This window comes from Mariniflexile fucanivorans (genome assembly GCF_004341235.1).
GTDB classification, from domain to species: Bacteria; Bacteroidota; Bacteroidia; order Flavobacteriales; family Flavobacteriaceae; genus Mariniflexile; species Mariniflexile fucanivorans.
Window position 1 is genome coordinate 170997 of record NZ_SLUP01000001.1, and the last position, 21047, is coordinate 192043.

The 21047-nt window shown below is 32.1% G+C and carries 21 protein-coding genes and 1 tRNA gene; 7 read left to right on the forward strand and 15 right to left on the reverse strand.

The window, feature by feature from the left end; genetic code table 11:
• Positions 1-58: 58 nt before the first annotated feature.
• The 4 genes from EV196_RS00775 to EV196_RS00785 all read right to left on the reverse strand — a co-directional run bounded on the left by EV196_RS00775 (position 59) and on the right by EV196_RS00785 (position 4190).
• Positions 59-733, reverse strand: coding sequence for a response regulator (locus EV196_RS00775; RefSeq protein WP_132213899.1), 675 nt, complete (start codon positions 731-733; stop codon positions 59-61).
• An 8-nt stretch (positions 734-741) separates the two neighbouring features.
• The gene (locus EV196_RS00780; protein ID WP_132213901.1) at positions 742-2580 is read right to left on the reverse strand and encodes a tetratricopeptide repeat-containing sensor histidine kinase; all 1839 of its coding nucleotides are present in this window, start codon (positions 2578-2580) and stop codon (positions 742-744) included.
• Positions 2581-2684: 104 nt separating this feature from the next.
• Entirely contained in the window at positions 2685-2831 is a 147-nt protein-coding gene (locus EV196_RS19800; RefSeq protein WP_165876074.1) for a hypothetical protein, read from the reverse strand.
• 354 nt (positions 2832-3185) lie between these two features.
• Positions 3186-4190, reverse strand: a complete 1005-nt coding sequence (locus tag EV196_RS00785) for a LacI family DNA-binding transcriptional regulator (protein WP_132213903.1) — start codon at positions 4188-4190, stop codon at positions 3186-3188.
• 243 nt (positions 4191-4433) lie between these two features.
• On the opposite strand from EV196_RS00785, the gene EV196_RS00790 reads away from it, so the two are divergent.
• Entirely contained in the window at positions 4434-5240 is an 807-nt protein-coding gene (locus tag EV196_RS00790) for an HAD family hydrolase (RefSeq protein ID WP_132213905.1), read from the forward strand.
• 99 nt (positions 5241-5339) lie between these two features.
• Here the strand turns inward: EV196_RS00790 and EV196_RS19805 are convergent, their stop codons facing one another.
• The 6 genes from EV196_RS19805 to trxA all read right to left on the reverse strand — a co-directional run bounded on the left by EV196_RS19805 (position 5340) and on the right by trxA (position 9888).
• Positions 5340-5480, reverse strand: coding sequence for a DUF5679 domain-containing protein (locus EV196_RS19805; RefSeq protein ID WP_165876075.1), 141 nt, complete (start codon positions 5478-5480; stop codon positions 5340-5342).
• 229 nt (positions 5481-5709) lie between these two features.
• Positions 5710-7350 carry an alpha-glucan family phosphorylase gene (gene glgP, locus EV196_RS00795; protein ID WP_132213907.1) on the reverse strand — a complete coding sequence of 547 codons (1641 nt, stop codon included), beginning with the start codon at positions 7348-7350 and terminating at the stop codon, positions 5710-5712.
• A gap of 365 nt (positions 7351-7715) precedes the next feature.
• Positions 7716-7789: transfer RNA gene (locus tag EV196_RS00800), tRNA-Asp, on the reverse strand.
• An 81-nt stretch (positions 7790-7870) separates the two neighbouring features.
• Entirely contained in the window at positions 7871-8800 is a 930-nt protein-coding gene (locus tag EV196_RS00805) for a DUF58 domain-containing protein (RefSeq protein ID WP_132213909.1), read from the reverse strand.
• Positions 8801-8949: 149 nt separating this feature from the next.
• On the reverse strand, positions 8950-9492 hold the full coding sequence (locus tag EV196_RS00810) for a ClpP family protease (RefSeq protein ID WP_132213911.1): 543 nt from the start codon (positions 9490-9492) through the stop codon (positions 8950-8952).
• Between the two features lie 78 nt (positions 9493-9570).
• Complete coding sequence (gene trxA, locus EV196_RS00815; RefSeq protein ID WP_132213913.1) at positions 9571-9888, reverse strand: thioredoxin; 318 nt, start codon at positions 9886-9888, stop codon at positions 9571-9573.
• A gap of 331 nt (positions 9889-10219) precedes the next feature.
• On the opposite strand from trxA, the gene EV196_RS00820 reads away from it, so the two are divergent.
• The 3 genes from EV196_RS00820 to EV196_RS00830 all read left to right on the forward strand — a co-directional run bounded on the left by EV196_RS00820 (position 10220) and on the right by EV196_RS00830 (position 11653).
• Positions 10220-10453, forward strand: coding sequence for a thioredoxin family protein (locus EV196_RS00820; RefSeq protein WP_132213915.1), 234 nt, complete (start codon positions 10220-10222; stop codon positions 10451-10453).
• Between the two features lie 66 nt (positions 10454-10519).
• On the forward strand, positions 10520-10783 hold the full coding sequence (locus EV196_RS00825) for a DUF2024 family protein (RefSeq protein ID WP_132213917.1): 264 nt from the start codon (positions 10520-10522) through the stop codon (positions 10781-10783).
• Positions 10784-11050: 267 nt separating this feature from the next.
• Positions 11051-11653 carry a MarR family winged helix-turn-helix transcriptional regulator gene (locus EV196_RS00830; RefSeq protein WP_132213919.1) on the forward strand — a complete coding sequence of 201 codons (603 nt, stop codon included), beginning with the start codon at positions 11051-11053 and terminating at the stop codon, positions 11651-11653.
• A 63-nt stretch (positions 11654-11716) separates the two neighbouring features.
• On the opposite strand, the gene EV196_RS00835 is transcribed toward EV196_RS00830, so the two are convergent.
• The 3 genes from EV196_RS00835 to dnaE form a co-directional block, all read right to left on the reverse strand.
• The gene (locus EV196_RS00835) at positions 11717-12007 is read right to left on the reverse strand and encodes a type II toxin-antitoxin system RelE/ParE family toxin (protein WP_132213921.1); all 291 of its coding nucleotides are present in this window, start codon (positions 12005-12007) and stop codon (positions 11717-11719) included.
• Positions 11998-12225 (reverse strand): hypothetical protein, encoded by a 228-nt coding sequence (locus EV196_RS00840; RefSeq protein ID WP_132213923.1) that lies wholly within the window; start codon positions 12223-12225, stop codon positions 11998-12000. The genes EV196_RS00835 and EV196_RS00840 overlap by 10 nt, the downstream gene beginning before the upstream one ends.
• A gap of 455 nt (positions 12226-12680) precedes the next feature.
• On the reverse strand, positions 12681-17069 hold the full coding sequence (gene dnaE / locus EV196_RS00845; protein WP_132213925.1) for a DNA polymerase III subunit alpha: 4389 nt from the start codon (positions 17067-17069) through the stop codon (positions 12681-12683).
• Between the two features lie 194 nt (positions 17070-17263).
• Between dnaE and EV196_RS00850 the strand changes: the two genes are divergently transcribed.
• From EV196_RS00850 to rimM, 3 genes are all read left to right on the forward strand, one after another.
• Positions 17264-18334 carry a lactonase family protein gene (locus tag EV196_RS00850; protein ID WP_132213927.1) on the forward strand — a complete coding sequence of 357 codons (1071 nt, stop codon included), beginning with the start codon at positions 17264-17266 and terminating at the stop codon, positions 18332-18334.
• Between the two features lie 95 nt (positions 18335-18429).
• Positions 18430-18981, forward strand: a complete 552-nt coding sequence (locus tag EV196_RS00855; protein WP_132213929.1) for a 30S ribosomal protein S16 — start codon at positions 18430-18432, stop codon at positions 18979-18981.
• A gap of 199 nt (positions 18982-19180) precedes the next feature.
• Positions 19181-19705, forward strand: coding sequence for a ribosome maturation factor RimM (gene rimM, locus EV196_RS00860; protein WP_132213931.1), 525 nt, complete (start codon positions 19181-19183; stop codon positions 19703-19705).
• Positions 19706-19709: 4 nt separating this feature from the next.
• On the opposite strand, the gene EV196_RS00865 is transcribed toward rimM, so the two are convergent.
• Positions 19710-20177 carry a hypothetical protein gene (locus tag EV196_RS00865; RefSeq protein WP_132213933.1) on the reverse strand — a complete coding sequence of 156 codons (468 nt, stop codon included), beginning with the start codon at positions 20175-20177 and terminating at the stop codon, positions 19710-19712.
• Positions 20178-20456: 279 nt separating this feature from the next.
• The gene (locus EV196_RS00870; protein WP_165876076.1) at positions 20457-20906 is read right to left on the reverse strand and encodes a DUF2383 domain-containing protein; all 450 of its coding nucleotides are present in this window, start codon (positions 20904-20906) and stop codon (positions 20457-20459) included.
• Between the last annotated feature and the right edge of the window lie 141 nt (positions 20907-21047).

Below are 21047 nucleotides of genomic sequence, written 5' to 3' on the forward strand. Positions count from 1 at the left end.
TAGATTTCAAGTATAGCAAGCGAATAGAGGTAAAAAAAAACTGTTATTTTTTTAAAATTTATATAAAACCCTTCTTTTTTGCTGCATTTACAAGGGTTTCATCCTGTCCATCATGTACTTCAAAAATCTCCCTTAATTGTTTTTTACGCTTTTCAACGGCGCTTAAAGAAAGATCTAAATGAGGCGCTAAATTCTTAGTTTTGACACCTTGCGATAATAAGTGAAGTATTTTTCGGTTTTTTTCATCAACTACAATATTACTTGTAAGCGCTTTTCTTATATAACTATTTACCGTACCGCTATAAAATGGTGGGTTGTGAAGTACCGCTTGAAAAGCACTTGCTAGTTCGCTAGATGTTAAATCACTTTTAATCAAGAACCCCTCCGGATCGATGGTTTTAATTATATTATGAATTCTAAACGATTCATTAAACATGGTTAAAATTATAATTTTCGCATGAGGCAAAACTTTTCGAGCGTAAGCAGCTAAGTCTTCACCAGAAGTCATTAATCCATCTTTTGATGGTGGCAAACTAATATCAACAAATAATACGTTATATAGATTTTGCTTTTCAACCGATTTATCCATAAATGCAATAGCCTCATCACAATTGTTGGCAATATCTATTTCTAATTGCTGACTTTCTTTTTTCGTAAAAAGCAAGGTGTTTTGATAACCTTCAATAATCATTGGATGGTCATCAATCATTAAAATTCTAATTTTTTGATTCATAAATTTGGTTAGCTTATAGGGACTTTAATAGTTACGGTTGTACCTGTATTTTTTTGAGATGTTATATCTATAACACCATTTATTTCCTTAATTCTAGAATTCATGTTTTTTAAACCAATACCCGACTTCGTTTTATTAACATCAAATCCAGTTCCATCATCAATTAAGGTGAGCCAAATTACGTTATTTTTTAATTCAAAACTAACATTAACTTGAGTGGCATTAGCATGCTTATAAATATTGTGTAAAGATTCTTGAATAATTCTATAAATATGAATCTTTTTCTTGTTAGAAACCTCATCCCAATTTATAATATCATCTTGTTTTAATTTACATGACAGATTATACACTTTTGTTTGGGTTTCTACTAATGTTTTAATAATATCTATAAATCCGGAACCCGAAACAAAATCGGTATTTAATTCGTGCGATACTTTTCTAATATCTTCTTCAATAGTTTTTAGCTCGCCTATATATTGTTCTCGGGTTTTTACGGCTTCCATTGAATTACTCATGTTAAGGCTATCCAAACTCAATCGGGCACCAAATAAGCGTCCCAAAACACCATCATGTAGCTCTTCTGAAATACGTTTTTTCTCTAAAGTTCTTGCTTCTTCAATTTTTTCATTTTGAGAAAGCATGAGGTTATAAATCTCTTCATTAGTCTCTTGCTGTTCCTGTATAAATTTTAATTCTTTGTTTTTATTTCTCTGATTTATAACAATATACAACAAAAAAGAGGCTATCACTAAAATTCCCGAAATAACAAGTAACCAGGTACGTTCTTTCGCAATTTGAATATTTTCTTCTTCAATTTGATTGGTTTCAAAACGAATTCTGGCAAACTTATTTCTTATATTTCGTTCATTTTTTTGCAAACTATCATTTAAGCTTACATAGGATTTTAAATGATTGGCTGCTATCTCACCTTCTTCTATTTTTGAAAGTAATAAGAGTGATTTTAACAAATCGTCATTATGGTATTTCTCTGCAATATCCTTTGCCGTATAGGCATAATGTTTAGCTAATGCTTTATCTCCTTTATCATTATAATATTCTGCTAAGTTTTGATTTATAATTATGGAATTATAACCCCTATAACTAATACTGTCGCTAATTTTTAATGCTTTGAAAAATAAACCTGGGAGTTGATCATGTTTCTGTGATAAATATAAAGTATGTGCATAATTATTCAATACTACAGCATAATAATCAGGGTGCTCTCTAATTATTTTTTTATTATTTAAAATTTGCATATAGCACTTTATCGCTGTACTAAATTGCAAAGATTTTTTATATGTATTTCCAAGATTGCTTATTGAAGTACCTATTAAATATTGATTATCACCTTTCAATTTCTTTTTTAACTCAATAGACTTTTCAAAATATTCTATAGATTCCTCATACTGTTCAAGTTCTTTAAAAACAATTCCTAAATTATTATAAACAAATGATTTACCTACAATAACTGGCTGTGTTTCTTGTAATTGATCAAATAGAGATAACGATTCAATGGATGTAACCTCGCTACCAATAAAATCTTTTTCGTTTTTTTGTATTACTGAAATGCCATATAGCGTTAAAGCCAATTCATATTTAGCATTTAATAATTTGAATAGTTTTTCAGCTTTATGATAATGAAAAAAAGCACTATCGGTAAAAGGTGTTGATTTTCTATAAAATTCCGCTATTTTATAATGTGTATTGGCAACTGAAGTAGAATCGACTTTATTGAACTGTGAAAAAAGTTGTTTTAACGAATCAATTTTCTTTAAATCATAGCTTTTTTGACAAAAGGATGTATTACAAAAAAACAAAATAACTATAAAAAAGAATTTAAATTTCAATAAGATGAATTATTAAGGATTCCTTCAAAAGTATTTATAATTTTTTAATAAAAAAAGCTCTTTACCTAGGTAAAGAGCTTTTATAAAAGTAATCATATTTTTATTTAGTTATCAGTATCACCTCCAGTATAAACTGTTTCTTGAGTTTGAGGAGACTTTAGTACATCATCCTCGTTTAAATCTTGTTTAGTACAAGAAGTTAATGATGCGAAAAGTACTGCTACAATTAAAGTAATTTTTAAAGCTTTCATAAATATTTGATTTTAAGGTTATATTATTATTTTTAAAATTCTAAAACAAAAGTTGACTAGATTTTGAAAACAAAATCAGTTCTAGAGGGAAAAATGGATAATTAACTTAAAATCAAACGCGCAAAAAAGCACACAGATTTCTTTAATATTATTTTGAGGGAAATATGACTTTTCAGTCAAAAAATGGATTAACTATTTTAAACAACTAAGGGAGTAATATTTAATATGCCGTTTAAAGACTACAAACGTACGACCATTTGATTCTTTATAAAAAATATAATCGATTAAATGTGTTATTTTATCGATTAATAGATTAAATACATGTTTTAATCGGTATTTTTTTAAGGTCGTTACCTACAAAGTGGATTTGCTTTTTATTAAAGTCGTCTTTACAATTTTGGTTTTAACGTCTATCTCAATTGATTTATTTTGCAACCTATTAATTAATAATTGAGCAGCATTGGCTCCAATTTCTTTAGCATGTTGCCTTATAGTCGTTAATTTTGGAATGGTATGAAAAGAATCTGACTTGCTTGCATAAGCAATTACAGACATGTTTTTAGGCACTTTTAAACCTAATTTAACCCCTGTGTTTAAGGCTATAATTCCTGAAGAGCTATCGGCCGCTATAACGCCATCTATGGTTGTATTTTTCTTAAAAAAAGACATTATTTTTTTTTGTTGGTCGTCTTTCTTTTTAATTTTTAAAACCAAAGGTTCAAAGGTATTAGTTTCCAATATCGCTTTTCTATAACCACGTTCTCTTAATTTACCAACACTTATACCATCCAATGTACTTATAAATACAATGTTTTTTCGCTTTTCCAATAGCAAACTTTTGGTAGCATTATAAGTGGCATCAAAATCATCCACTATAACCTTATCACAAAGCACATCATGTGCTACCCTATCAAACATAACAATTGGTAAGCCTTGACTTATTGTTTTTTTAAAATGCTCTATTTCATTTTTTACTTGGGTTTCTTCTGCCAGACATAAAATAAAACCATCAACACTGCCGTTTGCCAATAACCTAAGACTTTCTTTTTCTTGTTCTAAAGACTCGTTGGAAATACACGTAATAATATTATAACCATATTTTGTGGCCTCTCTTTCAACACCAAAAAGAACTTTTGCTAAAAAATGATTCAATATATCTGGAATAATAACACCTATAGTTTTAGTCTTATTTTGCTTTAAACTTAAAGCGACTTTATTGGGTTTGTAATTATATAATTCCGCAAGCTCTTTTACACGCTTTACCGTTTCTTCACCAATTTCCTCACTATTATTCAATGCTTTAGAAACCGTAGATATTGAAACATTTAACTCTTTTGCCAATTGTTTTAAGGTAACCATAATTTTTTAACGTGTAAATTAAATTTATTGCAATTTACAAAAATACATGTATCTAAAATATTAAAATTTATCACATCTATTTGCATCTGCCTATTTATTGTTAAATAAACCATTCTCATAATCATTTTTTATTCCGTGTCTCAATTTTAATGATGGAAATTTCATGGATAAGAGCAATAGATTAGCAATTATCTAACATATATTAAGTTTTAGAATGGTATTTTTGTTCTTATAATATATGTTATGAATTTTTCAAAAGTAAAACTTGTAGTTACAGATATGGACGGTACTTTGCTTAATCCAAAAAGCGAAGTGAGTCCGCGTTTTTTTAATCAGTTTAAAGAACTAAAAAAAAGGAATATACATTTTGTTGCTGCTAGTGGCAGACAATATCAAAGTATTTTAGATAAATTAGACGTTATAAAAGATGATATTTCTATTATTGCTGAAAATGGCGGTATGATGAAGCATAACAATGAAGAACATATTTTATTGAAACTAAGCCTAGAGAACATCAAAAACTCTATTGATGTTTTACGTAAAATAGATAGTGTTTTTATTGTTTTATGCGGAAGAAAATCGGCTTATATAGAAACTACTGATCAAGAATTTATTTCAAGATTTAGAAGATACTATTCTGAATATCAAATTGTTGATGATTTAAATAAAGTGATTGATGACGATTTCCTAAAAATAGCTGTTTACCATTTTGAAAGTTCAGAAAAAAACGTGTTACCGCATTTAAATGCTCTAAAAAACAACATGCAAATTATTGTTTCTGGTCAAAATTGGTTAGACATTTCTCATGCTGATGCCAATAAAGGGTATGCACTAAGTAGGCTTCAAAAAAGCTTGGGAGTTACCAAAGATGAAACTATGGTTTTTGGCGATTACAATAACGATTTAGAAATGTTAGAACTCGCTTATTTTAGTTATGCCATGGAAAATGCTCATAGCGAGGTTAAAAAGATAGCACGTTTTCAAACAAAAAGCAACTCAGAAGAAGGTGTAGAAACCATTCTTGAAGAGCTTATTAACAATACCAACTAATAGTTTAAACCTTACATAAAAAATCTTGTAAAGAAAAAACCAGGTTTAATTAAATATAACTAAACCTGGTTTTATTTTTTTTAAGATATGCGAGACTACTTATTTACCTAAAATTCTAAACATCCCAGTTCCACAAGTTGGGCATTTACCTTTCATTGCTTTTCTACCATTTTTCATAGTAACTTCAGCAGCATCTTTTATCTCTTTTTTTTCTTTACACTTTACACAGTATCCTTCCATGATTTATTGAATTTTATTTTATTAGTAATAATTTTTATAAATGTAAGTTTTATTCTAAGTGCGTGCAAATAAAAAATAAATATTATCCGCTTTTTACAACAAAATCGTGCTTAAAACCACTTTTACAGGCACAAATATACTTATTGAGCTTAATTGCATCCATATAATTTCTAACATCAGAATAGAAATAAGGTAAAAATAATCCTTTAAAAAAACTTATTTTGAATTTTTAAAATAACTTCTCATAGTATTCATCTGCCATTCTTTGTGATGTAAAATCAGGAATAACACCGTCCATTCCCTTAAATACAATGTCCTGCCATTTATCAGGATTTTCATAGTAGGTTGGAATCACTTTATTTTCTAAAATATCGTATAAGTTATTCGTATCCATTTTATCCTGATCCCAGGTTGGTAGGTGATAGTCCAGCGCAGGTAAAACAAAGCAGTTTTGGTTATCTTTTTCAAATTCTGGAATCCAACCATCATTAGTCGAAACGTTTACTGATCCATTCATAGCGGCCGTCATACCACTGGTTCCCGATGCTTCTCTTGTAATACGAGGTGTGTTCAACCAAATATCAGATCCACATTTAAGTTTTTTTGATAATTCAATTTCATAACCAATCAACACTGCAAGATTTGGTTCATTTTTAGATTGATATATTAAATGATTAAAGAGGTCGATAGCACCATAATCAAACGGATATGGTTTTCCTGCCCAAATAATCTGAACCGGATATTTTTCGTTGGAAATTAATCTCTTAAAACGATCAAAATCATGCAATAGCAAATCGGCTCTTTTATAGCCAGCAAACCGTCGTGCCCAAACAAAAGTTAACACATTGGGGTCAAATTGTTTTCCGGTTTGGTGTAAAACTTCATCACATAACTCACTTTTCAAATCGTTTTTTCTTTTCTTATAAGCATCTGCATCTCTAGCAGTCCAAGCATTTTTAATGCTTTCATCCTGCCAAAATTTTTGATTTTGTGCATTTGTAATAGGAATAATTTCGCAAACCCCATCATAGTCTTTCCACATATCGTTAGCCACTTTTGCATGAAGTTTTGAAACACCATTTGCTTTTTTAGCCATTCGTAATGCCGAAACGGTATAATTGATCATTCCGCCGTTAACCATTTCATTATGAAGTTCTTCATCAGATAGTAATCTGCCAAAAAAACCACTTCTATTGAGTTGTCGTGCTTCTCGCTCTTCATTACCCGCCTTTTCTGGCGTATGGGTCGTGAACACCATTTGATTTTTTGACACACCTCTATCTCTTAAATAGTAAAAAGCCGGTAAAGCATGACCTTCATTTAAATGGTAAGTATCTGCACCTCCTAATGCCTCCACTACCTTTGCGCCTCCTATACCAAGCACAATGCTTTGAGAAACACGTGTAACTGGGTTATTATCGTATAAATGATTGGTAATTGTTCTTGATAAATGGTCGTTATTTTCAACATCTGTACTTAAAAAATACATAGGAACTGTTCCAAAAATTTCAGGCTTTAAAACATAAGCTCTTACTTTTACATGAGGATTGTCATGAAGCGTAATTTCTACTTCAATACCTGTATCTTCAAGAAAATCAAAATGTTTTACATTAAAATCCGTTCTTAATGTTTGGTCTTCATTTCTAGCTTGATCATAATAGCCATATTTCCAAAGCATGCCAATACCAATCATATTTTGTTTTAATTCAAATCCAGAACGCATGTGGGAACCTGCCAAAAAACCCAATCCTCCCGAATAAATATTGAAAGATTGGTCAATCCCAAATTCCATGCTAAAGTAAGCGACTTTTTTACTGTATTTATTTTCCGGCGTGTATGGGTGGTGCCATTTACTATACATATGTTCCATAAAGTAGTTTAATTATAATTAAGTAATAAATGTAATGAAAATGGTTTTTTATAAATAAGATTTTAATATAAAGTGATGCATTGACATTATTATTTATAACATTTATAAATACCAATTAGGGCTTTAATTAACAATACTACACAATTTGAACTAAAGAAGACTTAGTTTGTTACCTTTTTTCAAAGGAAATAATGCCCTAAAACAAAAAAGCATCCCGATTTTCTATACAGAAAAAAGGAAAGCTTCTCATTGGAATACCAAATTGCTCTGGTAAACTACTTTCCCGAATTACTTCGGGAACAACACAACTTCTTTATAAGTGCCAAAAAAAGCCCTAATCTCTTAGAGCTTTTTAGCAATTTTCGCGGTCTGGACGGGACTCGAACCCGCGACCTTCGCCGTGACAGGGCGACATTCTAACCAACTGAACTACCAGACCGTTGCTTTATTGCGGTTGCAAATATACATGCCTTTTTTAATATCTCAAATCTTTTTTAAAGTTTTTTTAAAAAGATTTTTATCAAATAAACTTTTTACGCTCTATCATATAGGTTGTCAGTATGTTATTGAAATCTTTATTTACATCAGCCTCAACATATTTTATTTGATATTGTAAGCATTTTAGCTTTAAAGCTTCAAAATATTCATTTACAGCACGACTATAATTTTCCTTAATACTATCGGCATATAAATTAATATAATCGCCAGTTTCAACATCAATAAATCGTTTTGGCTTATTATCGAAGTTAAAATTTAACTCCTTTTCTTTATCAAATACATGAAATAATATCACTTCGTGCTTATTATATTTTAAATGCCGAAGCGCTTCAAATAACTTAGCTTCATCTTCCGAAGTTTGAAACATATCAGTAAATAAGAAAATCATAGAACGCTTATGTATTTTCTCTGCAATGAGATGTAAATACTTATAAGTCTCTGTTTTCTTATGCATTGGTTTGGAAACAACTGCCTCACTTAAATGACTCAACAACATTTGGTGGTGGCGCTCACTACCCTTCTCTGGCGCATAATAATCGTAAGCGTCACTATAGATACTTAAACCTACAGCATCACGCTGTTTTTTTAAAATTTGCATTAAAGATGCTGCTGCTAAAACCGAAAATGAAATTTTATTAAGGCTATCAATAGAAAATGAACGCATTTCTGGGTAATGCATCGAACTACTATTATCTAAAATGATATGGCAACGTAAATTGGTTTCATCATCGTAACGTTTGGTGTAAAGTTTTTCTGTTTTTGCAAATAGCTTCCAATCGATATGGCGGGTGCTTTCTCCTTTATTATATATTTTGTGCTCCGCAAATTCTGCCGAAAACCCATGAAACGGACTTTTGTGCATACCTGCAATAAAACCTTCGACTACCTGTTTTGCAAGTAATTCTATATTTTTAAAGCCTTCAGCTTTATTAAGTTCGTTTTGTATATTCATCCCCTCCTAACCTAAAGCCCCACCTAACCTCCCCAAAGGGGAGGAACACTCATGAGGTAAAAAAGTTTATTATTTAATATTTAAAAATTCGCAATTATTAGAATTCGTTGCCATAACAGTAAGAGTTTCCCCTTCGGGGGTTAGGGGGACTAAATTACCCCATCAACAATACCGTATTCTACAGATTCCTGAGCGCCCATCCAATGGTCGCGATTAAAATCTTTCATTACTTTATCAAATGTTTGCCCACAATTATCTGCCAATATATGAGCGCTTAATTCTTTGGTAATTATAATTTCTTTAGCCGTAATTTCAATATCACTCGCTTGACCACTAGCACCACCACTTGGTTGATGAATCATTACACGGGCATGTGGCTGTATAAAACGTTTTCCTTTTGCTCCAGCGGAAAGGATAATAGACCCCATTGAGGCAGCAAAACCTGTACAAATAGTTGAAACTTCACTGTTTAAAGATTTAATACAATCGTAAATAGCAAAACCAGAGGTTACATAACCTCCTGGGCTATTTATGTATAATTGAATATCACCCGTACCTAAAGCGTCTAAATACAGCAACCTATCAATAACATGTTTAGCTGATGAATCATCAACTTGCCCCCATAGAAACACTTTACGTTGCTCTATTAATTTACTATCAATAGCATCTTGAACTTTTATTTTATCACTCATTTTTATTTAATTTTTATCTAAAATAAAAAAAGGTTTACCATTATGGCAAACCTTTTTAACTTTCTTTTTCTTTATCTATTACAAAAGCGCATCAATCGCCTCAGTATAAGCATTTTTGGGAGCTACACCCACTTGACGCCCAACAACTTCACCATTTTGAAAAACCAAAACCGTAGGTATGTTACGCACGCCATATTTTGCTGCAAATTCTTGGTTTGCATCTACATCAACCTTTCCTACAACTGCTTTTCCATCGTATTCACTACTTATTTCTTCAATAATTGGGCCAACCATTCTACATGGTCCACACCAAGCAGCCCAAAAATCAACCAAAACTGGTTTACTACTTTTTAATACTGTTTCCTCAAACGTTGCGTCTGTTATTTCTAGTGCCATAATGTTTATATTTTTTAATTCGTACTTTTTATTAATTACACAAAATTAGTCAAAAAATTCTCTAAAGTTTACAAGGTAACAATTTGTTTTCTTTATACTAATATTGTTTTGTATTATTATTACTTTTTTTTGCGCATAAACCGCCTATTCTTTATATCTCTTTTTTTTCCTACCTTAAAAAAGAATGCCTCTTTTATCCTCTACACAAGTTAAAACTTTTTTTTTAAAATTCTTACTAAAAAAAAGACAAATACAACATTTTATCCAGAAAATTTTTATTTATTAGGATTCCTAACTATATTTGTAATGCTATAATTTAAACTTAGAAACCATGAGTAAATCAGTTTTTTATCACGCAGGATGCCCTGTTTGCATAAGTGCAGAACACGACATTATTGAATTAATAGGTGCCAACAATGTGGAAATTGTACACTTTGGCAAAGACAAATCTAGAATTGCAGAAGCAGAGAAAAAAGGTATTAAATCGGTTCCTGCACTAGTTACCCCGACAGGACATGTTTTACACATTAATTTTGGTGCTTCTATACAAGATGTAAAAGGCTAATTTTTTAATTCCTAAAGTTAGGATTCCTAATTTTATTTAGAATCCTAACTTTAAAAACAAAAAACTATGGAAGTATCTGTATGGGACACCTATGTAAAAAGAGAGGATGGCAAAGCTATGTCGTTTGATATTTTAGTGCCTAGCGATTTAAAAAACGGAGATACCATTTTACTATATGGAAACACTTACTTAAAGAGTAAACCGTTTAAAACAGAAACTTTAACATCCAATGGATGTGTTTTTTGCCATTTAGAACAGGCTACCGGTCTTATTAAAGAACAAATTGAAAATAAAGGATTTTATATAAAAGAAATACGAAATTGCGGTTAATTTATTTAGAAATAATCTAATAGAGGTAATTAATTAAAATCTGTTTTACCTATACATGAACTAACATTTTAATTAATTTCCAAATTCAATTTTAACCCCGATAGTCAGTCTGTCCCAATAGATATCAGGATTGTCGAAGACTTCGTATTAGATGCATTTCGACAAGCTCAATGTGACAATAAGCATAAAATTGGAAGTAAAAATAATTTCATCTAGAGGTTAGGATTACTAACTTTGTGGAACAAACTTAATTTGGCAGTTTTTATTATGAACAGTCCTTTATTCAACCCGAATAATCAAGTAACCGATTTAAGCAACAAAATAGTGGCGGGATTGGAACGTATTTCTGAAGCTTTTAAAGTGCTACTTTGGGAAAAAGCAAAGGCATTAGGATTGAGCCCCATACAAATTCAATTACTTATTTTTATTGCTTATCATAAAATGGCGTTTTGCACCGTTACCCATTTAGCTAAAGAATTCAACGTAACAAAACCAACCATAAGCGATGCGGTTCGGGTGTTGATTAACAAGGGTTTTATTGAAAAAATATTTCCGACTTCAGATAGTAGAAGTTACACCATACAACTAACCGATGAAGGCAAACAAATGGTTTCTGAAACCGAAAACTTTGCGCTTCCCATAAAAACGCAACTTAATAATACAGAGGCATCCGATTTAAATTCACTTTTTAAAACAATTAGTAACCTTATTTTTCAGCTGAATAAAAACGGTATTTTAACCGTTCAACGTACCTGTTATGCTTGTAAATTTCATCAAAAAATTCAGGATTCAGATTATTGCAATTTGTTGGAAAAGGAATTATTGAATTCTGAAATTAGAATTGATTGTCCGGAGTTTGAGGGGAAATGAAATTATTGAATTCTTTGGTGCTTATATGTTAACGCCACTAAGCGGGAGGTAGCATTAAGATTTTTAAATAGGTTCTTGCTTGCTTCCTCTAAAATTAATAATTTCTATGAGTTCTTTTTTTGCTTGTATTCTATAAATGATGTAGTTATTTTTATCCACTAAACCTTTATGTACATTTATATATTTTCCTGTTCCTGGACAGATTTTTGGATATTTGCTTATGCGATCTAAAAGGTCTCTTAAATTTTGTTCTAAATTAAGAATCTCTAGGGCTGTCCATTCTTCTTCTAAATATTCTATAACCTTATTTAAACCTCTTTCAGCTTGTGGTGTCCAAACAATTTTTAATGCCATTTCTCAAAACGTTTCATTAAAGTTTCATCAGTAATGTAGTCCCCTTTATCTGCTTCGTTTATCCCTGTTTTGATTTCTTCTTGTTCTTCTTTAGACATATCACTCCACCAATCCCCTTGTTCTTCTTCAAAAACTTTTTTAAGTTTAGCTAACAAACTTTCTTTCTGCGTTTGCAGTAATAGATGCATTAACTCTAATTTTGTGGTTTCTATGTTCATAATCTAAAATTATTATATTACAAATATAAATTTTATTTCATTTACTAATTTACAAATTCTATTCGTAACTATATTCTAGTGTGTGTTTATTATTTTTTAACCATTCTTATCTACCAATCTTGTCGCCACTAAGCAGGAACTGGTGGGTCTTAGTAGGACAAGATTAAAGCAATTAAAGCGACAACCGTAATACCAATAATTTTATGTAAAAACCACAACAATCTCACCGCTATCACTAAGCTGTGCTTAATAGAAACAGTAGTAAGTCCTAATAAAACTAATTCTATAATTTAATTGTTCTACACTCGCAATAGCGATTGAAACGGCATCCTTTTTTGCCATTAAAAGCAAAAAAGATACAGTGGAAAGCGCGGTGCTTTAGCAATTGCCCTAATAATTAAAGTTAGTATGATATTATTGTTTTCTTAATTAGAAGATTCCTGCTTTCGCAGGAATTAGTTTAACTTAAACATCACCTGTTCATTCTCCAGCTCATTCAACAATTCTTGAGATACGCGCACCTTTTGTTTTCTACTGGGCATTTGTAGTTTGATTTGTTCTTTATTATCATAAACCACAAAATTGAGCATTTGACTACCCGGATGCATTTGTAATAATTCTTTAAGTTTTGAAATTTTAGATTCCTTTAAATCGTCAATATTAAGCTGAATAGATAACTTTTTGGCATAGTTTTCCATCACATCATGCAGCAACTGGAAACTATTGAACTGCAACCTAGGGTCGCTTTTTTTACCTGTATCTTTATTTACCCAACCCTCTCGAATAAACGATTTAACAAAAACAAAATTGTTATTCATTAAAAAGTGTCTGAATTTTAAGTACTCTTCACCAAAAATGCGAAACTCGAAACTATCGGTGTAATCTTCAACGGTAAACATCGCCCATCCTTTTCCTTGTTTACTTACACGGTGTTGTACATCAGTTACCACACCACCGAAAACCAGTTCTCTATTCACATAGGTCTCTAAATCTCTAAACAAGGCTAAATTGGCGTTACAAAACGTGTTCATTTCTATTCTAAAATCATCTAGTGGATGCCCAGAAATATAGATGCCCACTACTTCTTTTTCGCGTGCTAATTTTTCCATAGTGCCCCACTCTTCGCATGGCGGTACTTGAGGTTCTGCAATTTGCACATCACTAGCATCGCCAAACAAACTGACTTGCGCCGAATTTTCATTTTCTTGATGTTTATTTCCGTAACGAATCGCTTTTTCCAAAAAGGTTATTCCATCGCCTTCATCTTGAAAATATTGTGCGCGATGTGTTGTGCCAAAACCATCAAACCCTCCTGCCAACGCTAAATTTTCGAAGGCTTTTTTGTTGGCCGCTCGTAAATCGATACGCTTTGCTAAATCGAAAATAGACTTATACGGACCGTCTTTTTTTCTGTTATCAACAATGGTGATGACTGCGCCATGCCCAACCCCTTTTATGGCACCCATTCCAAAACGCACCGCATTATCTTTGTTTACTGAAAATTTATAGAAGGATTCATTTACATCAGGTCCTAAAACGTCCAACTTCATACGTTTACATTCTTCCATAAAGAAAGTAACTTGTTTGATGTCGTTCATATTGTTAGATAGAACCGCCGCCATATATTCCGCTGGATAATGCGCTTTTAAATAGGCCGTTTGATAGGCAATCCATGCATAACAGGTGGAATGCGATTTGTTGAAAGCATAACTTGCGAAAGCTTCCCAATCTTTCCAAACCTTTTCCAATACTTTGGCATCGTGCCCATTAGCACTCGCCTGTTCTACAAATTTGGGCTTCATTTTATCGAGTACCGCAATTTGCTTTTTACCCATCGCTTTTCTTAAAACGTCGGCTTCACCTTTTGTAAATCCTGCCAGTTTTTGCGACAGCAACATCACCTGCTCTTGATACACCGTAATACCATAGGTTTCTTTCAGGTATTCTTCCATAGCATCCAAATCATACTCAATGGGTTCGTCACCATGTTTACGGCGCGTAAAACTTGGAATGTATTCCATAGGCCCTGGACGGTACAAGGCATTCATGGCAATTAAATCTTCAAAAACGGTGGGTTTTAATTCTTTAAGATGTTTTTGCATTCCGGGAGACTCGTATTGGAACACACCAACAGTTTCTCCCTTTTGGAATAATTCATACGTTAATTCGTCATCTAATGGAAAGGTATCTGGATCTAATAAAATATCGTGTTTCGCTTTTACAATTTTAACGGTATCTTTAATTAAGGTTAATGTTTTCAACCCTAAAAAGTCCATTTTTAATAGTCCAGCTTCTTCTACTACCGAGTTATCAAATTGGGTAACGTATAAATCGGAATCTTTTGCCGTTGCCACAGGTACGAATTTGGTAATATCATCGGGTGTGATGATAACTCCACAAGCGTGAATACCCGTATTTCTAACCGAACCTTCTAAGATTCTCGCTAAGTTTACAGTTTCAGCTTCTAAATCGCTTCCTTCAGAAATATTTAAAAGCTGATTGACTTTTTCTAAATCTTCCGCTCTGAATTTACTGCCCAATTCCTTTTCACTTAAACCGAAAATTTTATTCAGTTTAGACATGGTTGGAATTAATTTCGCTATTCTATCGGCATCAAATAATGGTAAATCGAGCACACGAGCCGTATCGCGAATAGACGATTTCGCCGCCATCGTACCATAAGTGATAATTTGTGCTACTTGATTGCTTCCGTATTTTTTGATAACATAATCCATCACACGACTTCGACCTTCATCATCAAAATCGATATCGATATCGGGCATACTCACACGGTCTGGATTTAAGAAACGCTCAAAAAGCAAATCGTACTTAAGCGGATCGATATTGGTAATCCACAAACAATATGCAACCACCGAACCTGCTGCCGAACCACGACCCGGACCTACGGATACGTCCATTTTTCTAGCTTCACGAATAAAATCTTCAACAATTAAGAAATACCCTGGATATCCTGTATTTTGAATAACATCGAGTTCGAAATTAAGACGCTCCGTAACTTCATCTGAAAGTTCTTCACCATATCGTTTTTTGGCGCCTTCAAAGGTTAAGTACTTCAAATAGGCATTTTCACCACGTTTACCACCATCAACTAAATCTTCTTCGTTCTTAAATTCTTCAGGAATGTTAAATGCAGGAAGCAAAACTTCACGTGCCAATTCGTAAGCTTCTACTTTATCTACAACTTCTTGTATGTTACTTATGGCTTCAGGAACATCTTTAAAAAGTTGCTTCATTTCTTCAGCAGATTTAAAATAATATTCTTGATTTGGCAAACCATATCGATATCCACGACCACGACCAATAGGTGTTGCCTGCTTTTCACCGTCTTTCACACACAACAAAATATCGTGTGCATTGGCGTCTTTCTTTTTACAATAATACGTATTGTTTGTCGCTACTAATTTTACATCATGCTTTTTAGCAAGATCAATTAAAACAGGATTTACACGATTTTCATCTTCCTGATTGTGGCGCATTAATTCCACATACAAATCATCTCCAAACTGCTCTTTCCACCAAATTAAGGCTTCTTCAGCTTGGTTTTCGCCAATATTTAAAATTTTACTAGGAACTTCACCGTATAAGTTTCCCGTTAAAACAATTAAATCTTCTTTATATGCTTCAATAAGTTTTTTATCAATTCTAGGTAGATAATAAAACCCGTTAACAAAAGCGTGCGACGATAATTTAGCCAAATTATGATAGCCATTTTTATTTTTAGCTATCAATACAATTTGGTAACCGTTATCTTTTCTAGTTTTATCGGTATGATCTTCACACACAAAAAACTCACAGCCAATAATAGGCTTAATTTCTTTGGCTTTTGGGGTTTCGCCTTTCTCTATAGCAGCCTCAATTTTTGCTTTAACCCCTCTATTATGATTGCTGACTGCTTTCACAAAGTGAAATGCGCCCATCATATTAGCGTGGTCGGTTAAAGCAACTGCTGGCATGTGGTGTTCTGCAGCAACAGCAACTAAATCGGTTACGCTGATGGTTGATTGTAATACTGAAAACTGCGAATGATTATGAAGATGAACAAAATCGACCTCCTTTAATTCTGAAATATTTTGCTTTATTTCTTCGGTAGAAATCGATTCAGTTTTGACGTTTTTTAGACGCTCCCGAATTTTATCACTTTCCTTTTTTAGGTTGATGTGTCTTAACCCAATTAGTTGAATTTCTTCAGGATTAACCTCCTTGAAATTTTGAAAATAATCAGGTTGAACATCTAATTGCTCTTTGGTATATTCTTCTAAACGAATCAGTTCTAAAAAACAACGCGTGGTTGCTTCCACATCGGCAGTCGCATTATGCGCTTCAGCAAAAGGTTGATTAAATAAAAATTCATGCAATTCTGTTAATGTTGGCAATTTAAACTTCCCATAACGCCCACCAGGAATTTGGCATAAACTTGCAGTATGCTCGGTACAGGTGTCTAAAACGGGGAGTTCCTGTAATGGGTTTTCAACATCAGCACGTACAAATTCGGCTCCCATAATATTTAGATCGAATTTTACATTTTGCCCAACAACAAACTTGGTTTTACTTAATGCTTCATTAAATTTTTCTAAAACTTCGGCTAATGGAATGCCCTGTTCTTCGGCTAATTCGGTAGAAATACCATGAATTTTTTCAGCATCATACGGAATATTAAATCCATCAGGCTGCACCAAATAATCTTGATGCTCAATACAGTTTCCCAACCCATCGTGCAATTGCCATGCAATTTGAATACATCGTGGCCAATTATCAACATCGGTAATAGGTGCGTCCCAACGTTTAGGCAATCCGGTAGTTTCAGTATCGAAAATTAAGTACATTTTTATATTTAGATGTTTGTTGTTAAGTCGTTTAGAAATTTAAAACGCAGTTTATAAAAATACAGAATTACATCGCTTTTAAAAGTTAAAGTTATAAAGAGTTTTGAACAATTATAAATTTCAAAAAAGCAAGTTCATTTATATGCAACTTCATTTTAATTATTTTATTTTTGAATTTAATTACACCGTTCATCATGAAATTAAAACTCGCTATTATTACGCTATTTGCAGTTGTTTTTACAAACGCCCAAAACACACCGCTTTATGTTGGTACTTTTACCACTGAAGATAGTGAAGGCATTTACCACTATCAATTTAACACCGATACTGGAGAATTAACAAACCAAACATTATCAGCAAAATCCTCTAGCCCTAATTTTATTACTTATTCGCCAAACAGAGAATATATGTATGCTGTAAACAGGGATACCGATGAAACAAAACCAGATTACGTAACCGCTTTTAAGGTAGAAGATAACGGTTCGCTTTCTGAACTTAACATGGTGGATAGTAACGGAAAAGGCCCCTGCCACATTTCAATAAACAAAAAAGGCACAAAAGTCGTTATTTCAAATTACGGAAGTGGCACCGTTTCACTTTACGATACAAATAAAGATGGCAGTTTAAATGAAGCTTCGCAAATTTTTGATCATAATTCGGAGACTGAAAAATCGCACGCACACTCAGCTCAGTTTTACAAAAAAGATTTATTTGTAGCCGATTTAGGAAGGAACGCCGTTTACCAATACCAATTAAAAAACAACAATTACTCATTAGAATCGCCCGCCATTATAAAAATGGAAAACAACCCAGGACCGCGACATTTTTCAATCAGTAAAAACGGAACCTATATTTACATTATAAATGAATATGGCAATTCGATTACTTCCGTTAAAAAAACAAAAAATGGATTCGAGCAAATTGATTTCGATTCTACTTTAGATGAAAATTATAAGGGTAACAATTCAGGTGCAGACATTCATTTATCAAAAAATGAACGCTTTTTATATGCTTCTAATCGTGGTGAAAATTCCATTGCTGTTTTTAAACGAAATAAAAAAACAGGCACATTAGATAAAATTCAAAACATAAGCGTTCATGGTGATTGGCCACGAAATTTCACATTAGATCCTACAGGAAAATTTTTATTAGTTGCTAATAGAAGAAGTAGTAATATTTCTGTTTTTAGCATCGATGCTTCCTCTGGAAAACTTACATTTTTACGCGATTATAAAGTCCCTAATCCCGTTTGTTTACTGTTTTAATAAAAGTGTAATTATTAATTGTTAATTATTAATTATTAATTATCTTTGCGCCCTCATTAATAACCGAGGTCGAGAACCTCAAATAATTAATTATTATGCCAGTAAAAATCAGATTACAAAGACATGGTAAAAAAGGGAAACCTTTTTACTGGATTGTTGCAGCCGATGTACGATCAAAAAGAGATGGTAAATACCTTGAAAAATTAGGGATTTATAATCCAAACACAAATCCAGCAACTATTGAATTAAACATTGATGGTGCTGTACAGTGGTTACAAAACGGTGCACAACCAACCGACACAGCTAAAGCTATTTTATCTTACAAAGGTGCTTTACTAAAAAATCATCTTGCAGGTGGTGTTAGAAAAGGTGCTTTAACAGAAGAACAAGCTGAAGCTAAATTTACTGCTTGGTTAGAAGAAAAAGCAGGTAAAGTTGGTGCAAAAACTGATGGTTTAGCAAAAGCACAAGCTGATGCTAAAGCAAAAGCATTAGAAGCTGAAAAAGCCGCTAATGAAGCTCGTATCGCTGCTGCTGTTCCAGCTGTAGAAGAAGTTGCCGAAGAAGTAGAAACAGCTGAGGCTGTTGTTGATGAAACAGCAGAAACTACAACTGAAGAAGCTCCTGAAGCTAAAACTGAAGAATAAAAAAATATTTTTTTATACTTTTAAACTCCGATATTTTATCGGAGTTTTTTATTTAATCAAACTTATTAATAAGTTTGATTAAATAATCCCCCATAATGATGGGAATCTTATTAGTTATTAGTTGAATTTAAAATAGGTTCCTGCCGTAGTTTTATCTTGAACGAAGATTAAAGGCGGGAATGACAAAAAGAGCTTTTCTATGAAAAAAGAAGATTGTTTTTACTTAGGTAAAATTGTAACAAAATATAGTTTTAAAGGTGAGCTTTTAATTAAGTTGGATACCGACCAACCTGAGTTATATGAAAATCTGGATAGCATGTTTATTGAGGTTCGTAATACCTTACTTCCGTTTTTCGTTGAAAGTTCCCAGCTACATAAGTCCGATTTACTGCGGGTGCAATTTGAAGATGTAACAAGTGAAGCAGATGCCGATGCTTTGATAAAAAGCGATGTGTATTTACCTTTGGAATTCTTACCTAAACTTGAAGGCAACAAATTCTATTTCCACGAAGTTATAGGTTTTACCATGGAAGATAAAAACTTTGGCACAGTAGGAACTATCGTTTCAATTAACGATTCAACTGCTCAAGCACTGTTTGAAGTTGAAAATAATGGTAAAGAAATATTAATCCCTATGAACGATGAATTCATTATAAAGGTTGATAGAAAAACAAAAACCATCTTAGTAAATACACCAGATGGTTTGATTGATTTATATCTTTAAAATTTTAATAAGACAAATTTCTTTCTGCGACGAAATCTTTATAAACTTCAATACCATATAATGATTTCACAAGGATATCTTGATGATGTTCTAGTAACTCTTCATCAGATTCAGAAAATTCGAAGTTATTAAGAGCTTTTTGATATTTTTCAATATCCAACAATTGGACTTTTCCTGCTTCAGTCAATAATGATTGCTCATCATTAATTTTAATGGCTTTCATCAAGTTTGAATCTTTAATTTTATTATACAGCAAAGAGTCATCATGAAATGTTGGAATATTACCACTTTCTCTAATACTTGCATCTAAATACTTTATAAACTTAGTTCTTTCGTAGCCAGCTAAACTAAAAAAATTCTTTAATATCTTATCATCAACTTGATCAAGGACGTAAAAAAATAATTTTTCGGTTTCGCTGTTTAAAATCAGTAATTCGTTTAGAATGCTAATACTTTGTTCCGGTTTTTTCATAACTGTAGTAGGTTTTATTTGGGGGCAATTAAAATAATTTTAACGTCTAACGGTTTATTAACACGATAAAAGATGTTATTTTATCTTACTTATTGAGCCAAATTAGTAAAAAAAAGCTATCTCGACCTATAATAATTAGAAATTTCGATGAGTGGTAAGTATTTCTTTTTTTTAATATCCTTAAAACTAACCAAAAAAAAATGCGCCAATAAAATAGGTGTAAATTCCAAATTTATTAGCGCATAGTACTATTTAAAAACTTTTGAAATTGTATATTAATTACACAACAAATTGTTCTTTTCGTTTCATTGCATTCATATGGCTAAAAATACTGTCTCGCTGTTTTATCAACGTTTTACAGGTGGAAAGCGGCAAATTAATTTCTCTTAATAGAGCGTTATATTTTTCAATACTAGCTTGTTTTAATCTATAAATTTCTTCCAATAAATCGCTTTGTAGATTTAATGACATATAATTTTTAAAATTTGTCAAAATCCTACCAAAATTCCCGCTTAATTTTTCTAACTGTTTAGGTTTACCATCTAATTTTTCAATTTCTCCTCTCAACTGTCTACCGAATTCATTTCCCTCAAACCCTCTTTTTCTAAAAAAAGATTTTAAATTATCATCAGTAGTCAAATCAAGAGCTTCTAAATAAACTTTTTCAATCTCATAATTCATAATCAACAAATTATTGAGCTTACTTAAAATTTTTTCTGAAGACTTCATACAAATAATCTTTAGTTTAGCACTTTCAATAAATTTTTTAACGATGCGTATTGATTTCACATCTACACTACAATATAGTAACGAAAAAAACATCAATTTATTTTTTAACATTATTTAGTATACATTGTGATATTTTAACAA

Bases quoted from the DNA above. Each gene is read 5' to 3' on its own strand.
- EV196_RS00775 (WP_132213899.1), bottom strand. From the start codon at position 733: ATGAATCAAAAAATTAGAATTTTAATGATTGATGACCATCCAATGATT.
- EV196_RS19800 (WP_165876074.1), bottom strand. From the start codon at position 2,831: ATGAAAGCTTTAAAAATTACTTTAATTGTAGCAGTACTTTTCGCATCA.
- EV196_RS00785 (WP_132213903.1), bottom strand. From the start codon at position 4,190: ATGGTTACCTTAAAACAATTGGCAAAAGAGTTAAATGTTTCAATATCT.
- EV196_RS00790 (WP_132213905.1), top strand. From the start codon at position 4,434: ATGAATTTTTCAAAAGTAAAACTTGTAGTTACAGATATGGACGGTACT.
- EV196_RS19805 (WP_165876075.1), bottom strand. From the start codon at position 5,480: ATGGAAGGATACTGTGTAAAGTGTAAAGAAAAAAAAGAGATAAAAGAT.
- glgP (WP_132213907.1), bottom strand. From the start codon at position 7,350: ATGGAACATATGTATAGTAAATGGCACCACCCATACACGCCGGAAAAT.
- EV196_RS00805 (WP_132213909.1), bottom strand. From the start codon at position 8,800: ATGAATATACAAAACGAACTTAATAAAGCTGAAGGCTTTAAAAATATA.
- EV196_RS00810 (WP_132213911.1), bottom strand. From the start codon at position 9,492: ATGAGTGATAAAATAAAAGTTCAAGATGCTATTGATAGTAAATTAATA.
- trxA (WP_132213913.1), bottom strand. From the start codon at position 9,888: ATGGCACTAGAAATAACAGACGCAACGTTTGAGGAAACAGTATTAAAA.
- EV196_RS00820 (WP_132213915.1), top strand. From the start codon at position 10,220: ATGAGTAAATCAGTTTTTTATCACGCAGGATGCCCTGTTTGCATAAGT.
- EV196_RS00825 (WP_132213917.1), top strand. From the start codon at position 10,520: ATGGAAGTATCTGTATGGGACACCTATGTAAAAAGAGAGGATGGCAAA.
- EV196_RS00830 (WP_132213919.1), top strand. From the start codon at position 11,051: ATGAACAGTCCTTTATTCAACCCGAATAATCAAGTAACCGATTTAAGC.
- EV196_RS00835 (WP_132213921.1), bottom strand. From the start codon at position 12,007: ATGGCATTAAAAATTGTTTGGACACCACAAGCTGAAAGAGGTTTAAAT.
- EV196_RS00840 (WP_132213923.1), bottom strand. From the start codon at position 12,225: ATGAACATAGAAACCACAAAATTAGAGTTAATGCATCTATTACTGCAA.
- dnaE (WP_132213925.1), bottom strand. From the start codon at position 17,069: ATGTACTTAATTTTCGATACTGAAACTACCGGATTGCCTAAACGTTGG.
- EV196_RS00850 (WP_132213927.1), top strand. From the start codon at position 17,264: ATGAAATTAAAACTCGCTATTATTACGCTATTTGCAGTTGTTTTTACA.
- EV196_RS00855 (WP_132213929.1), top strand. From the start codon at position 18,430: ATGCCAGTAAAAATCAGATTACAAAGACATGGTAAAAAAGGGAAACCT.
- rimM (WP_132213931.1), top strand. From the start codon at position 19,181: ATGAAAAAAGAAGATTGTTTTTACTTAGGTAAAATTGTAACAAAATAT.
- EV196_RS00865 (WP_132213933.1), bottom strand. From the start codon at position 20,177: ATGAAAAAACCGGAACAAAGTATTAGCATTCTAAACGAATTACTGATT.
- EV196_RS00870 (WP_165876076.1), bottom strand. From the start codon at position 20,906: ATGAAGTCTTCAGAAAAAATTTTAAGTAAGCTCAATAATTTGTTGATT.